The organism is Paenibacillus kobensis NBRC 15729, from assembly GCF_004000825.1.
In the GTDB taxonomy this organism is placed as follows: domain Bacteria; phylum Bacillota; class Bacilli; order Paenibacillales; family Paenibacillaceae; genus Paenibacillus_T; species Paenibacillus_T kobensis.
Genome location: NZ_BILZ01000030.1, coordinates 1 through 13,566 on the forward strand (window position 1 = coordinate 1; position 13,566 = coordinate 13,566).

The 13,566-nt window shown below is 48.1% G+C and carries 13 protein-coding genes; 5 read left to right on the forward strand and 8 right to left on the reverse strand.

Going from position 1 to position 13,566, the window contains the following annotated elements; all coding sequences use genetic code 11:
• From PKO01S_RS17135 to PKO01S_RS17145, 3 genes are all read right to left on the reverse strand, one after another.
• A partial coding sequence (locus tag PKO01S_RS17135; RefSeq protein ID WP_174818586.1) for a discoidin domain-containing protein occupies nucleotides 1-2,166 on the reverse strand: 2,166 nt, incomplete at its 3' end.
• Between the two features lie 920 nt (nucleotides 2,167-3,086).
• Nucleotides 3,087-3,986, reverse strand: coding sequence for an alpha/beta hydrolase (locus tag PKO01S_RS17140; protein WP_127532660.1), 900 nt, complete (start codon nucleotides 3,984-3,986; stop codon nucleotides 3,087-3,089).
• Between the two features lie 105 nt (nucleotides 3,987-4,091).
• The gene (locus tag PKO01S_RS17145) at nucleotides 4,092-4,562 is read right to left on the reverse strand and encodes an NUDIX domain-containing protein (RefSeq protein WP_127532661.1); all 471 of its coding nucleotides are present in this window, start codon (nucleotides 4,560-4,562) and stop codon (nucleotides 4,092-4,094) included.
• 358 nt (nucleotides 4,563-4,920) lie between these two features.
• Here PKO01S_RS17145 and PKO01S_RS17150 point away from each other — a divergent pair, with 358 nt between their 5' ends.
• Entirely contained in the window at nucleotides 4,921-5,355 is a 435-nt protein-coding gene (locus PKO01S_RS17150; protein WP_127532662.1) for a type 2 periplasmic-binding domain-containing protein, read from the forward strand.
• A 209-nt stretch (nucleotides 5,356-5,564) separates the two neighbouring features.
• Here the strand turns inward: PKO01S_RS17150 and PKO01S_RS17155 are convergent, their stop codons facing one another.
• Together PKO01S_RS17155 and PKO01S_RS17160 are read right to left on the reverse strand one after the other, a co-directional pair.
• Nucleotides 5,565-7,220, reverse strand: coding sequence for a SulP family inorganic anion transporter (locus PKO01S_RS17155; RefSeq protein ID WP_127532663.1), 1,656 nt, complete (start codon nucleotides 7,218-7,220; stop codon nucleotides 5,565-5,567).
• 175 nt (nucleotides 7,221-7,395) lie between these two features.
• Nucleotides 7,396-7,728, reverse strand: a complete 333-nt coding sequence (locus PKO01S_RS17160; protein ID WP_127532664.1) for an ArsR/SmtB family transcription factor — start codon at nucleotides 7,726-7,728, stop codon at nucleotides 7,396-7,398.
• Between the two features lie 179 nt (nucleotides 7,729-7,907).
• Here PKO01S_RS17160 and PKO01S_RS17165 point away from each other — a divergent pair, with 179 nt between their 5' ends.
• From PKO01S_RS17165 to PKO01S_RS17180, 4 genes are all read left to right on the forward strand, one after another.
• Entirely contained in the window at nucleotides 7,908-8,552 is a 645-nt protein-coding gene (locus tag PKO01S_RS17165) for a hypothetical protein (RefSeq protein WP_127532665.1), read from the forward strand.
• A gap of 24 nt (nucleotides 8,553-8,576) precedes the next feature.
• Nucleotides 8,577-8,918 carry a zinc ribbon domain-containing protein YjdM gene (locus tag PKO01S_RS17170; RefSeq protein WP_127532666.1) on the forward strand — a complete coding sequence of 114 codons (342 nt, stop codon included), beginning with the start codon at nucleotides 8,577-8,579 and terminating at the stop codon, nucleotides 8,916-8,918.
• Between the two features lie 141 nt (nucleotides 8,919-9,059).
• On the forward strand, nucleotides 9,060-9,839 hold the full coding sequence (locus tag PKO01S_RS17175) for a histidine phosphatase family protein (RefSeq protein WP_246070611.1): 780 nt from the start codon (nucleotides 9,060-9,062) through the stop codon (nucleotides 9,837-9,839).
• Nucleotides 9,840-9,867: 28 nt separating this feature from the next.
• A complete protein-coding gene (locus tag PKO01S_RS17180; RefSeq protein WP_127532715.1) occupies nucleotides 9,868-10,578 on the forward strand; it encodes a DUF421 domain-containing protein in 711 nt (236 codons plus the stop codon).
• A gap of 206 nt (nucleotides 10,579-10,784) precedes the next feature.
• On the opposite strand, the gene cntE is transcribed toward PKO01S_RS17180, so the two are convergent.
• Genes cntE through cntD form a run of 3 tightly spaced genes read right to left on the reverse strand, consistent with a single transcriptional unit; the run spans nucleotide 10,785 to nucleotide 13,561 of the window.
• On the reverse strand, nucleotides 10,785-11,987 hold the full coding sequence (cntE, locus tag PKO01S_RS17185; RefSeq protein WP_127532667.1) for a staphylopine family metallophore export MFS transporter CntE: 1,203 nt from the start codon (nucleotides 11,985-11,987) through the stop codon (nucleotides 10,785-10,787).
• 25 nt (nucleotides 11,988-12,012) lie between these two features.
• On the reverse strand, nucleotides 12,013-12,762 hold the full coding sequence (locus PKO01S_RS17190) for an ABC transporter ATP-binding protein (RefSeq protein WP_127532668.1): 750 nt from the start codon (nucleotides 12,760-12,762) through the stop codon (nucleotides 12,013-12,015).
• Entirely contained in the window at nucleotides 12,749-13,561 is an 813-nt protein-coding gene (gene cntD / locus PKO01S_RS17195) for a staphylopine uptake ABC transporter ATP-binding protein CntD (RefSeq protein WP_407669664.1), read from the reverse strand. The genes PKO01S_RS17190 and cntD overlap by 14 nt, the downstream gene beginning before the upstream one ends.
• Nucleotides 13,562-13,566: the final 5 nt, after the last annotated feature.

A 13,566-nucleotide genomic window follows, 5' to 3' on the forward strand; every position in this document is an offset into this window, starting at 1 on the left:
CGTGAAGTTCGGCGCCAGCTTCGTGCCGTTCGTTGCGTTCGAAGCCGACTCCGCTTCCAAAATCGTGAACGGCATGTTCGCGCCGCGGCCGACATAGAAGCTCGTCGTGCTCGTATTGTTCGCTTGCTTCGCTGCGATTTCGTTGGCGTCCACAGCGACGCTCGTTGTCACCGAGTAACTGCCGTTAGCTGCAGTCCACGATCCGACGCCTACATTGACGGAATCGCCCGCCGCAAGTGCGCCGTTGTACGTGCCGGACAGCGTCTGAACCGTAGCGCCGGCCGCATTTCTAAGCACAACCGTAATCGGATGAGCTCCGCTCGCGGAAGCGATATTGCCTTGGTTTGTCAGATTGACTGTGAATGCAGTCGACGTTCCGCCGCTCGGATTGCTTGGGTTCGATACGACCGAAACCATCAGGTCGGAGCTCGGCACCGGCGTAACCGTCAGCGAAGAAGTGCTGCTGAACGTATTGTTGCTCTCGTTCTGCTCGATGATCGCGTTCGTCTCGTCAACCTTAGCGGTAACCGTATAGGTCGCGGCGTTCTTCGCTCCCGCATTCAGCGATACAGCTGTCGAAGCACCTGCTGCCAGTGCGCCGACTGGCGCGGATCCCGCCAGCTCGTTGTTCAGGTAGAAGTTTACCGTCGTAGCCGGGGAAACGAGCGTACCGTTATTTTTGACCGTTGCATTCAAGGTAATGGCGCTTGTTTCAACTGGGGAGGCCGGTGTCCAGGACAAGCCCGTTACCGTCAAATCCGGGTTGGCCCCCGGAGTGCCATACACTTGGAATTCGGCGATCTGACCGGCTGGCGCGCCGGAGTTCGCCGTGATGTTAAGCTGCAGACGCTTCACCGTTGCCGTAACCGGAATCGTCACCGAGTTGCCGGAGGACGGATTGAATGTATACGATTGTGCCGCAACGAGGCTGCTGAAGTTCGTCGTGCTCTGATCATGGCCGAGCACTTGGATCGTCTGCGTACGCGTGCTCCATGCCGAAGCCGGATTCAGCTTCAGTACGATCGACGTTACGTTATTGTTCGAACCAAGATCGAGAGTCAGGCTGCTTGGATTACCGCTGCCTTCCCAATACGTGCTCGTGTCGTTGTCGTTAGCGTTAGTTGCGACATAAGTGAAAGTAGAAGAGGTTGCGCTGATCGATTTGCCGATGGCGATATTGGTGCCTGTCGGCGGATCGACTGGCGGATCGACCGGAGGATCGACTGGAGGTGTAGTGGTCGAAGGCGCTATGGCCACGTTGTCAATGTTAATATTGCCGGAATCGGTGATTTCGTATTTGTAGGCGATCGTGTTGTTGCCCGCATTCAGGCCGATAACTTCAGCCTTCGTGCCCCATGTATCCCAATTCGCCAAGCTCGGCAGCGTCGTCTGGCGAACCTTCGCTCCATTAACGTACAAGCTTAATGTCTTCGCGCCGCCGGAGGCATTCGCATATTTCAGCGTCGCATCGTAATTGCCTGCTGCCGATACGTTGACCGTGAACGTCGTCGAGGCTCCTTGCGTCCAATAACCGTCGACGAAGCCCGTGCCGGAATATCCGGTATGGTCGTTGTTTACCTTCGCCCCGCCAGACAGCGCAGCGGACTCGCCTTCATACGTGCCCGCCGGCGTCTGCGAAGGCGTCGTACTGCCCGTGCCGTAGATTTCGATCTCGGAGAATTGAGCTGCCGCCCAACCGGTGTTAGCCGTTACATTCAAACGAACATAGCGCGTGTTGACTGCTGAGAAATTGATCGTGACGGAATTATTCGCGACCGATGGATTGAATACATAACTGGCAGAGCCGACAACGTTCGAGAACAACTGACCGTCTGTGCTGCCTTGTACAGCCAATGTCTGCGTGCGCGACCCCCAGCCTGTCGGCAGCTTCAGCACGAGCTGATCGATGCTTGCGGATGATCCCAGATCGACTTGAACCCACTGCGGGAAGGCGTTGTTCGTGCTTTCCCAATACGTCGCCTGATTGCCGTCGGTTACGTTGCCTGGTGCATAGGTTTGCGACTGTCCGCTCGCCGTAACCGTTTTGCCCGCTGCCAGATTGGTTCCCCCTGCCGCTTCCGCCGACGGTGACGACTGGACACCGAAGAAGAAGCTCGGGATGACGAGCGCACAGGCAAGCAGCCATACTATAGCTCTATTACGCATTATTAACCTCCTCATATAAGTGAAAGCCTCTCTCGATGGAGAAGCATAGACAAGTTAGAAACGATAGAAAACGACCTGTCAACCATCGTGCACATCACCCGCCGGGATGACAACCCTTGCTTCAGTCACCGCTCAAGCGGACTCCCGCTGCAAATGAGTGCAGGTCACCATGTAAAATGTAAGCGTTTTCTAAAGTGCTCTAAATAAAATCCTCCTCCTTCATCATGGATGTAAGCAGCGAGCCTCCTTTCCTTTCGAATACACTCATTATAGTGACGGACCGCCCTCTCCAATAAGAGGTAATCCTACGCAAGGTGTAGGCGATGTTATGATCATTGGCTTCAGCACAAACAGCGGCTCATGCGAAGGAACTTCGTTTCCTGATACGCCGCTCCTGAGGCTAGCTTTCATTTGTTTCAAATGAAACTGTGAAAGGCAACTGCGCAGGCGAATGTTCTTACGATCGCTGTGCTCTTACGGATTCCCTGAACAAACAGGCTAACGTTGGAATCCGACGAGCAAGGCGAACGCTGACGCTTCTTCAGAATCATTCGTCTGCTCCGTTGCTGGACAGTAATTTTTCAAAATATAAACAAGACAGAAACTGCCCTTCGGTAAAATGAAAGTACGAATAAAGCCCAGCTGCAAGAGCAAGCTCAGACGCTGTTCGCAGCCAATGATGCGGCAGAACTTGAAGAGGATCAAAGGAAAGTGAGCCTTGAGGTCGGCTGGCTTCGCTTGCGCATAACTTGCTTAAAAAATAAAATGGTTGAGCAGAAGTAACACCTCTGCTCAACCATTTTCAACATTTGGGACTCATTTTCATGCATATGAGCTATTCCTCTAGCGAGCTTGCATACTTTTGAGACAGTTCCTTCGTCATAGTTCCTGATATGCGATGCCGCTGGCATCGCAGTATTTCACTTCAGGTACAAATCCAAAAAGTCCAGCACTCGGCCGACATTCGCTTCTGTTTCAAACTCCAGGCCTCCGTGGCCCGCTCCATCGAGCAATTCCAATCGTACGCGCTCAGGTCCAATCGCAGCCGCTAGCTTGTGATACATAATAACCGATTGCTGAACCGGAATGAGCGGGTCCTTCGTCCCATGCTGAATAAAGAAAGGCGGAGATTGCTGCGAAATGTACGTCTCCGGATTGGCGGCGTGGACCTGGTCCGGCACTTCTGCAATAGGACGCCCCATAAGAAGCGATTCCGGGGAATCATCAGCATGGTGTCGTTCCAATCCGGCGACTTCGCTCTGCTCGAACAATTCGTCCATCGTCAGGAAGTTCGTCGGGCCATACCAATCCACGACCGCTTGAACATTGCTCGCATATTCGGCATTGCCCATACTTAAATCTTCAAGCTCCTTAGCATACGCCGAAGTACCCGCTAGCGAAGATAAATGTCCTCCCGCCGAACCGCCCCATAGTGCAATCCGCTCGTTGTTCAATTGATAGTGTCCGGCATTCGCTTTGACCCACCGGATCGCCGCCTTCACATCATGAATCTGGGCGGGAAACGTCGCTTCGCCGCTTAAACGGTAATTGACGGAGACAACCGCATACCCCCGCTTCAACCCTTCGAGCATCGGCCTCAGCTGGACATCCGCCTTGTCGCCCAATTTGAACGCACCGCCATGAATCGCAAGGATGACCGGGAAGGGACCTTCTCCGCTTTCCGGCAAGTAAATGTCCAGCTTCTGAGCTTCCGATTGCGAACCATAGGTGATGTCGATGGTTTTCCGGTGAATATGGCTAGTGTCTAATAGCGGAATGCCGTGGTCGGCTTGTACTTGAGGTTGCTGCTTCTGCGTCATAGCGTGCCAACTCCTTTTTTTAGTCGATACTTGTCAACACGAGCTGTTCTCGTATCTATTTGTATACACATTGTGGAGGGAATTCAACTGTGCGCAAATTTCCATTTATCCGAACTCGATTAACTTCCTATCGATCTCCGCAATAGGGCCAATATCGGAAGCGCCGTCCCATAGAACAATCGACCTTGCCTCTTCATTCTCGATAAAATCGTGCAACTCCTTCAGCCGGCATGAGAATAGCGCCCCGTACTCCGTTCTTTCTGGTCCGTGGAAGCTCGGCTGAAGCCTGAATTTCATTAGCCCTTTGAATTCGACTTCATGCGCAATCTGATTGGTTTCCTCCAACAGCTCGCGAATAGCACACTCTCTAGCCGTTTCACCTTGCTCGATCACCCCGCCGGGCAGCTCCCAATTGTTCCGCCATTTGTTGAACAGAAGAAGATGCTTCCCCTCGTACTCCACCACGATTAGCGAGTGGGTGAGCGGTGCATCAAGAGCAGCCGCGTCCACCCGCTTCTCTTCAAGACGTATGAAGTCTAATAGAATATTGCCTTTTGAATCCGTTACAATCGCCATTGCCCTTATTCCTCCCTTATTTAAATCTTTGCTTCGCAAATTAAAAAACGCGCCGGACCCTCGGTCCTGCGCGCTGTATATCGCAGGATGGGAAGCGCGAATAGCGTTAACCCATCCCTCTATCGATCAAGGAATGTGCTAACGCCGCTTGTGATGATGAAGTTGTTTCAAGCGCATGCGTACCATAAAGCTCTCCTCCAACGCTTCAACATTAGGGAGATAATATACAGAACAGCAAAGTTAGTCAAGCAACATCGAGTACATTTTACAATTTCCGCTGCGAAATCAGCATAAGCACAAGCCATCCCTGCTTGTCCTCATACAATGAGACATGTCATGTCAAAGGAGGAATTTGCTTATGACACGATTACTGGATGCTAGAACATCCCAAAATATAAGTTTCGCCAACCTCGGGTCAACGATTACATTACTAGCGAATACACCGACGTCTATCGGGGTTGTGGGATTGAACGCAACCGGAGCAAGCGGAACGATTCGCGTGCAATTTACGGGAATTGCCGAGCTACTGCTTCCCATGCCGCTAGCGAGCGATACGGTCATTGGGCTAGCCATTGTCAGAGGGACAAGCACGTCCGATCATGAGGTTGCTCTTGCCCTTTACGGTACTGGCAACACCGTCTCACCCGTGCAAGTGGTCACGATCAATGCCTCTGATTACAACGTCCCTTACCCTCCATCCAACGAACTCGTATACACCTTGTTCCTATTCAGCACCATCGATTCCATACGGATTGGAATCGAAAGCTTCAACGCAATAGCGTTCTCCGATTGAGCTAGCATGGCTCTGATAGTCAAAAAAAACAGGGCTGTCCCAAGTCATAGACTTCGGAACAGCCCGAACAGCATTGCCTGCAGCATTTGTTATGTTTGAATGTATATGTTTAATGTGTTGAATGACTTTCCATATAGGACAGCTTCTTCTACTTTATAGCTGCGATTGATCTTTAGAAATGACTTTATCCCGACCCCGCGTTATCCCCTTCATTTATCATGCTCGATGCGAGTCATGGCGTAATCCACTGCCTCATCTGCATGTTCGAAAAAATGCTCCTTGCCGATCAGCAGATACAACCCGGTTTTCTTGAATACTTCCAAAGACTGTGGCGGAATTTCCGATATAAGGACGCTACCGCCTGCTTTCGCAAATTCTTTGACCAAGCGGGCTAGCTTAGACTCGCCCGTCGTATCTACGTAGAGTACTTTCGACATACGCAAAAGCAATATTTGGGGTTTGAGACGGACCGTGTCCATCATGAACTCTTCTAAAATATTGGCAGTGCCAAAGAACAACGGTCCTTCAAGGGTAACAATGCTGATTGGAGGACAATCATGACCGTCACTTACCGCGTGCGCTTTTTCTTTCTCATGTTTGTCGGTCAAGTCGGGCAGAACCTTAGCTACCCTCAATAAACCGCTCATCCCCCTTACAAACAGAAGGAGGGACACGATTAATCCGACTTCAACAGCCGTTGTTAAATTCGTAAGTACGGTTAGCAAGAAGGTGACCAACAGCACGATAGAATCGCTTGTTCCCGTTCTCAGAATATGTGCAAATTGTTTGCGCTCGCTCATGTTCCACGCAACCATCATAAGAATGGGAGCCATACTGGCAAGCGGGATATTAGAAGCGTATGGAGCAAACAAAATGAGTACGAGAAGCACGACAACACCATGTATGATGCCGGAGAGCGGCGACACCGCCCTATTCTTAATGTTCGTTGCTGTTCGTGCAATGGCCCCAGTCGCCGGGATTCCTCCGAAGAGAGGCGTCACGATGTTCGCGATGCCTTGCCCAATTAGTTCGCGATTGCTGTTATGGCGAGTACCGGTCATACCATCGGCCACAACAGCCGATAACAAGGATTCTATACCGCCTAACATAGCAATAATAAATGCCGGTTGAATCAAGGTAATGATTCGATCCCAGGATATAGAGAGGAAATGAAAATGCGGCAACGAGCTCGGGATCGCTCCGAATGAAGAACCAATCGTCGCTACATGTCCTTGGAAGAACAAGGCTGCTGCAACACTTGACGCGAGGAGGCCCAATAATGAGCTAGGGATCTTAGGCAGCAATCGTGGGGAAAGCAGGATAACCGCCAAACAAATTCCCGCAGTAATGACACTGTAGAAATTGATGGTAGCCAGATGCACCATAATTTCAATCATGTTAGGAATAAAGTTTTCATGCTTCTGAATATGGCTTAGTCCTAAAAAATTAGCGATTTGACCGCTGAATATAATGACAGCGATCCCGGCCGTAAAGCCGACGGTTACAGGACGAGGAATAAACTTAATCCATGCGCCTAACTTGAATAAGCCCATGAGAACAAGAATAATCCCTGCCAGGAAACCGGCAATTAATAAATTTTCGTAGCCATACTGCAAGACGATTGCGAAAAGAATAGGGATAAAGGCACCAGTCGGCCCGCCAATTTGATATCGGGAGCCCCCGAACAAAGAAATGAGGATACCGGCAATGATGGTTGTATAGATGCCGTACTCGGGCTTGACTCCAGACGCAATAGCAAACGCCATCCCTAACGGAATGGCGATAATGCCAACGATTAGTCCCGAGATGAGATCCTTGCGAAAGGCGGCCGCATGATATTCTTTATATCTTCCCGTCCATTTCATCTAAGTACCTTCTATTCTTATATATTTGATTATTTGAATATATAGAAAATGTACCTCTGCATGGAAACAAAGTCAAACGTTAAAATTCAAGCGGTTTCCCCGAAATGGCAGGGTAAAAGAAATAAAACAAGGTGATCCTTAATATTGCTCATGGATCCCCTTGTTTTATGGATCATTACTCATTTCGAATGACCTCAAGCAGTGAAATAGCGTCGACGAGATGATTGTCGAAGATCTGCTTGGCGACAGCCAGCAATTCCTTAATCAGCGGATCTCGCAGTGAATAGATCACGGATGTGCCATCTTTGATGCCGCTCACTACATTTTTATTACGCAGTACAGCCAGCTGCTGAGAAACGGCAGAGCCTTCCGAGCCTAAGATGCTTTGTAATTCGTTAACATTCCTATCGCCTTCGCTTAGAACCTCAAGTATTCGAATTCTCATGGGATGAGCTAATGCTTTAAAAAATTCAGCTTTAAACTGATGAATATTGTGATGCTGATTCATCGCACATGCTCCTTAACTCCTGAACTTTTGAATGTATGAATATAATAGCATATTTCAAATCATACTTCTTGGAGGAAAAAGCCCGGCGCATCAATTGTTATTTGGACGTATCCGCATTATAATGTTTATTACATTCAAACTTTTGAATATTTGATTTTTAACTGAAGGATGGGTAGCGAATGCCAGGCACTACTTCTATTGACCAATCACAGCGCCATTCGCAGTCCATTGACGAATCGACCTCTAGCGTAGAGTATATGAGCAGACAGGCCGTTATCCAGATTGGCGTTGATGCTTTGAATGAGGCTGGATCCGATTTGATCTGCAGCATCTGTATTAAGAATGGGGGCTCCTGTTGCAGCGGGTGTTCCTTTCTTGTGGATCGAGTGGGATGTACCAACCGCAATACAAGCTGTACGGCATGGCTATGCGGGTTTCTGAAATATCTATTTTATGCATCAGGCCACCTGCAGGAATGGGAAGGCTTCTGGAGACAGGTTCCAGGGCAAGGTTTTCGTGAAGATCGCACGCCCGAGCTTTTTAATGTGAAGAAACCGTTGCGCATACCTAATATTCGGCGTCTTAGCGAAGCTTTAGCGAACGATCTGCAGGAGCTAGCAGCACAACGCATAGCGATAGGATTCATTATAACGCTGCGGGATAAGATAGATAAAAACATTGACCAATTGAATCATTGCAAGAATGATCCTAGAAAGCGAAGCCGAATCGAAAGAAATATTAAAGTTCTATCGAGTCCGTTTCATCATTTCCAACAAGAACTGCGCGAATACCTGCTGAGTAACTCAAGCACCTGCGCAACTTGAATTGAATGAAGGAGAGAATGAATAATGTCGGATTTCCCGAATTGTCCTCAGTGTAACTCGGAGTATACGTACGAAGATGGAAGAATGTTTATTTGCCCGGAGTGCAGTCATGAATGGTCTACAGAATCGGAAGCTGCGAATGGCGAAGATCATAAGATTATCAAAGATTCCAATGGGAATGTGTTAAATGATGGCGACACGGTGACCGTAATCAAAGATCTTAAGGTCAAAGGGAGCTCCTCCGTTCTAAAAATGGGTACAAAGGTAAAAAACATCCGCCTCGTCGAGGGCGATCATGATATTGATTGCAAAATCGATGGTTTCGGAGCGATGAAATTGAAGTCCGAGTTTGTAAAAAAAGTGTAGCCGGTTGTGGTAATGGGTATTTAAATTGTAAATTTACGATCTAGCAGAAAAGGAGCAAAGCCATTGGCTTGCTCCTTTTCGTTTCCGTGTCGCTGAGAACCTGCCGAAGCGAGATTTCAAGGAAGAGCAACCGAGTCCAAAATGGATTCTACTGCGGACGCACATCCAGTACTTTCGGAATACTTTTTACCTTACTGCGAAATAATGGGTAGGGCGAAAGATATTAACGAAAGGAAAGTGGTAGCCTTGTACCCTAAGTTAATGGTTGCGTTTCTTATTCATGTCGTCGTCTTCCTATTTGCCACAACTGAAAGCGATGCAAGTCAACTTCAGTCAGGAAACGGCTTGTCCCCATTCGACGAACTTAAAAAAGGCGGGTATATAATCTATTTGAGGCATGGAGAGGCCACGGTCGGACAAGATCTGCCTGATCTTAACTTCAACAATTGCAGCACGCAGAGAAACTTAAGCGACAATGGCCGAGAACAAGCAAGAGCAGTTGAAGCCCTATTTTCAAAGAAGCAGATTCCAATTCAATACCCGATTATCTCTAGCCCTTATTGTCGGGCAAGGGAAACGGCCGGAATCATATTCGGCAATCAAAACATTGTCGTGAATCCAGTTCTAGCTTCTATCGAAAAATTGAAAATCGAAGATTATCCGGCTGATAAGAAGCAACAGATCGTAAGGGAGTTAACTAAAATTTTCGAAACGCCTCCCGCTCTCGGTACAAATTCCGTCATTGTCGCCCACACGTTTCCACCAAATGTTGCTCTTGGTGAAATTCCAAACCTCGGGGCTGTCATTCTTAAACCTAAAGGGATGAATCAAGGGTATGAAATAATCCATAGATTCAACATCGAGGACCTAAATAAATTATCAAGCGGAGCCTATAAACCTAAAACCGTCTCCCGACAATAGCATCCGAACGATTGGAGTGCCGATGCAAATGATTGAACATTGTATCATCCTAATTCGAAGCATCTCCGCGTTTCTTATTCTCTTGTGTATTACCAGACTCTTAGGCAAACAAACGTTGTCCAACATGAATTTCCTTGAATTTATTACGGCTGTCATCCTGGGAGCCATTGGTGCGAACTTCGCTTTCAACGAGAAAATCCAAGTCACACACTTGATGATTTCATTGTCCGTATTTACGTTGACCTCATTGTTTCTGTCCAAGCTGCTCGTGCGATATCGTAAAATGCGCATGTGGACGGAGGGCACCCCCTCCGTCCTGATGGAAGGCGGTAAAATTCTAGAGGGCAACATGAAGAAAAATAATATGACCTTAGATACGCTGAACCAATTGCTTCGGCAGAAAGATATTTTTGATATTAATGAAGTGGAATACGCCATTCTAGAAATTAATGGTAAGTTGTCAGTCATGAAGAAAGAACAATACCGAAATACAACCTTGCAGGATTTAAAGCTGAAGGGAAGCGCCCCCCCACAATTCCCGATAGAACTTATTATGGACGGACATATTCTGTACGGAAATTTGGATGCCAATCAACTCTCTCACAGTTGGTTGCAGCATGAGCTTAAATTGCGCAATAAGAGGGCCGAAGATGTATTTTACTCTGTGCGTGGAAGCAATGGTCAATTATATTTCGATTACCGTGATGACAGCATACAGCATCCTGTAGATGTCGAGTAACAGCTTCACGCTATACGAAATAATTAAACGGGAATGTTATAAAGCTATTGTCATTTCATATTGTCAGGAACTTGATAGCATAAAACAAAAAACCGCATTATATGCGGCTTTCAATGTTATGTTCTTCTGTTTGCATTTGCGCTGCTATTGCAAAGGCATTTATGCTGCTTCTAATGTTTTGCAAGCAGTAACTCTATTAATACTTGTTAATTATCCAAAGCTGCCGCACTCGACCATTTGCCCCGACGGTCATAGGAGAAAGCTGTCACGAAGGAACCAAGAATTGCACACATCAAATACATAACGGAATACGAAGTCAAATCCGCCAACGGTCCCATTGCGGCGCTGCCCAGGGAAACTCCCAAATCCGCCGTCGCGATAAATAAACCCAAAAGCACATTGCGGCTTGTCTGCGGAAGTACGAAGGACAAATAAGTGGTTAACGTGGGATAGAGCAGCGCTTGAGAGATTCCCATTAATCCAGCGCTAGGATAAAACAGGATTGCACCGCCACGGAAAGAGCTGCTTAAGCATACACCAAGCGCCGAGGCGGCTGTCAGGAGCATGATGGTCATAACAAACCCGGAATGCCATTTGCCGTCGGAAGGAATCTTTTTCCGCAGGAAGAATCGGGCAGCGACAATGGTACCGGCTTGTATCGTGAGGAAGGCAGCCGCACTGCCGTTAGGAATAGTAGGCGCATACAAAGGAATGAAGGTGGTAACCGCTCCAAATACGATAGATGCGATGAACATGATGATGCTGCATCTGAATAGATAAGGGTTGCGGTACAGGTTGCTGAAGGATTGGTAGATGGCTCCTCTCTGTCCCGCCGATTTGGGGTCAGATGCCCCGGAGTCGCTGATTCGAATGCTGAAACCGGCAACCCCTGTTAGAATGACAATGAATGCAATAGTCCACGTAAAAGGGGCCATTGCTCCGGACTGCCATATTCCGACCGCCAGTAAGGGACCGATAACATTCGGAATGGAAGCACACAGAGAATACATAGATACGCCTTGCGACCGCACCTCTTCGGGCAATGCATCGATTATGCCAAGCTGAAGTGCCATAGAGAAGAAGGCCGTACAAGCCCCCTGCAGCACACGAGCTACGAGATAACCCTCTAGACCCGTAAACGTATAGAGGAGAAGCGCTAATCCGTTAATCACAATAATAGCCCGCAGCACCTGGACTGGCCCCTTTTGCCTAATAATATGACCCGCCCACGGCCGGAAAAACATCGTAGTAAATAGATACGCACCCATTATGAACCCAATTTCGGTATTGGTTGCTCCAATGGAATCTCCCTTTAACGGAATAAGAACGTTTAAAATCGAATTCGCGCTAAAGTATAAAATCGTTAATCCATATAAACGCAGAAATGGCCATGACAAAGCACCTTTCAAGGCAACTGCTCCTTCCCTGCTTCCGTTAGCTAATAACCATCTGCAGCATCTTCTTTGCATATGGGGATTGAACGTCCATTAATTGAGTAGTGCTGACGATTTCTTCGATTTGGCCGTTTCTCATGATCATGATTCTATCGCAAATGAATGCGGCTGCTTGGATATCATGCGTAATAAAAATGTAGCCTAGTTTATCGATTTCCTTCAGCCTCTTCAGCAATTCCAGTACTTGCATTTGAACGGAGCTATCCAGAGAGCTTATGGCTTCATCCAATAAAATACATGGCGCTTCCGTTGCGACAGCCCTCGCAATACACACTCTCTGGATTTGACCACCAGACAACTCGTGCGGATACTTCGTGCGGCAATGCGGATCCAACCCCACATGTTTCAATAGGCGGTCGACTTTGGCATGATTATCTCTTCGGCTGCTTCTATCCCTACCAATGCCGAGGGATTCCATAATAGCCTGTTCAACGGTAAAATAAGGATTAATCGAAGAGGTATAGTCCTGGAATACGGCGCTGATCGACCCACTTCCAGCGCGGTTCCCTCCTGCCTTCTTTCCCTTTAACAAGATCGATCCACTCTCGGGCTTCTCAATTCCCAATAGTAATCTTCCCAGCGTCGATTTACCGCACCCGCTCTCCCCAATGATGCCCAAGCATTCTCCTTGTTCGTAGTGAAAGCTGATGTTTTTTAGGACCTGCTGTCTCTCCCGCGAGAAGAAACCTCCTTTTCTATAGGACTTATCGACACGGTCAACGATTAACATAGACAGGCCCTCCTGTAACCCTCTTGAAATGCTCGTTAAGCGCTGTATGCGAGGAGACCAGAAACCGCGTATACTCATGCTCGGCTTCCGAGAACAAGACCGACGCATCCCCGCGCTCTACAATGCTGCCGTTTCTCATCACAAGCACCTCATCGGCCAGCTTTCTGACGATTCCTAAATCATGAGAAACAAAAATCATAGAGCACCCCATATTCTCCCGCAATCGGACAAACTGTTCCATTACCTCGTATTTGGAGACCGTATCCAGCGCCGAGGTAGGTTCATCCGCAATAATAATATCGGGCTCCAATACTATAGCCAATGCAATCATGATTCGTTGAAGCATTCCTCCTGATAGCTGATGAGGATACTTGTTCATGATCTCAACCGGATCTTTCAATCTTACCATCAGCATAGCCTGCTTCATCTTATCGACGATTTCGCTGCGGCTCCAGCCATAATGGTGAACCAGCGTTTCCCGCAAGTGAATACCGATTGCGCTTGTCGGATCGAAGGCCCTCATTCCATTTTGCAGAATCAGGTATAGCTGCTTTCCCCTTCTTCTCCCTATTTCTTTCTCGGAAAGCTGATCTAAACGGATTCCTTTCAATAAAATGTCCCCGGATTGGCGGATCGTCCTTTTGTTCAACTTCATAATGGCTCTGCATGTAAGAGACTTTCCGCTTCCGCTTTCGCCGACGATCGCCAAACAGCTTCCCGGCTTCAGCTCAAACGAGCTATTCGGGACGAATACGTTTCCCGTAATGCCATCCCAAATTCGCAGATCCGATACTTGCAAAAGAC

Bases quoted from the DNA above. Each gene is read 5' to 3' on its own strand.
- PKO01S_RS17190 (WP_127532668.1), bottom strand. From the start codon at position 12,762: ATGTTAATCGTTGACCGTGTCGATAAGTCCTATAGAAAAGGAGGTTTC.
- PKO01S_RS17145 (WP_127532661.1), bottom strand. From the start codon at position 4,562: ATGGCGATTGTAACGGATTCAAAAGGCAATATTCTATTAGACTTCATA.
- PKO01S_RS17170 (WP_127532666.1), top strand. From the start codon at position 8,577: ATGTCGGATTTCCCGAATTGTCCTCAGTGTAACTCGGAGTATACGTAC.
- PKO01S_RS17150 (WP_127532662.1), top strand. From the start codon at position 4,921: ATGACACGATTACTGGATGCTAGAACATCCCAAAATATAAGTTTCGCC.
- PKO01S_RS17180 (WP_127532715.1), top strand. From the start codon at position 9,868: ATGATTGAACATTGTATCATCCTAATTCGAAGCATCTCCGCGTTTCTT.
- PKO01S_RS17155 (WP_127532663.1), bottom strand. From the start codon at position 7,220: ATGAAATGGACGGGAAGATATAAAGAATATCATGCGGCCGCCTTTCGC.
- PKO01S_RS17175 (WP_246070611.1), top strand. From the start codon at position 9,060: ATGGATTCTACTGCGGACGCACATCCAGTACTTTCGGAATACTTTTTA.
- PKO01S_RS17140 (WP_127532660.1), bottom strand. From the start codon at position 3,986: ATGACGCAGAAGCAGCAACCTCAAGTACAAGCCGACCACGGCATTCCG.
- PKO01S_RS17160 (WP_127532664.1), bottom strand. From the start codon at position 7,728: ATGAATCAGCATCACAATATTCATCAGTTTAAAGCTGAATTTTTTAAA.
- PKO01S_RS17165 (WP_127532665.1), top strand. From the start codon at position 7,908: ATGCCAGGCACTACTTCTATTGACCAATCACAGCGCCATTCGCAGTCC.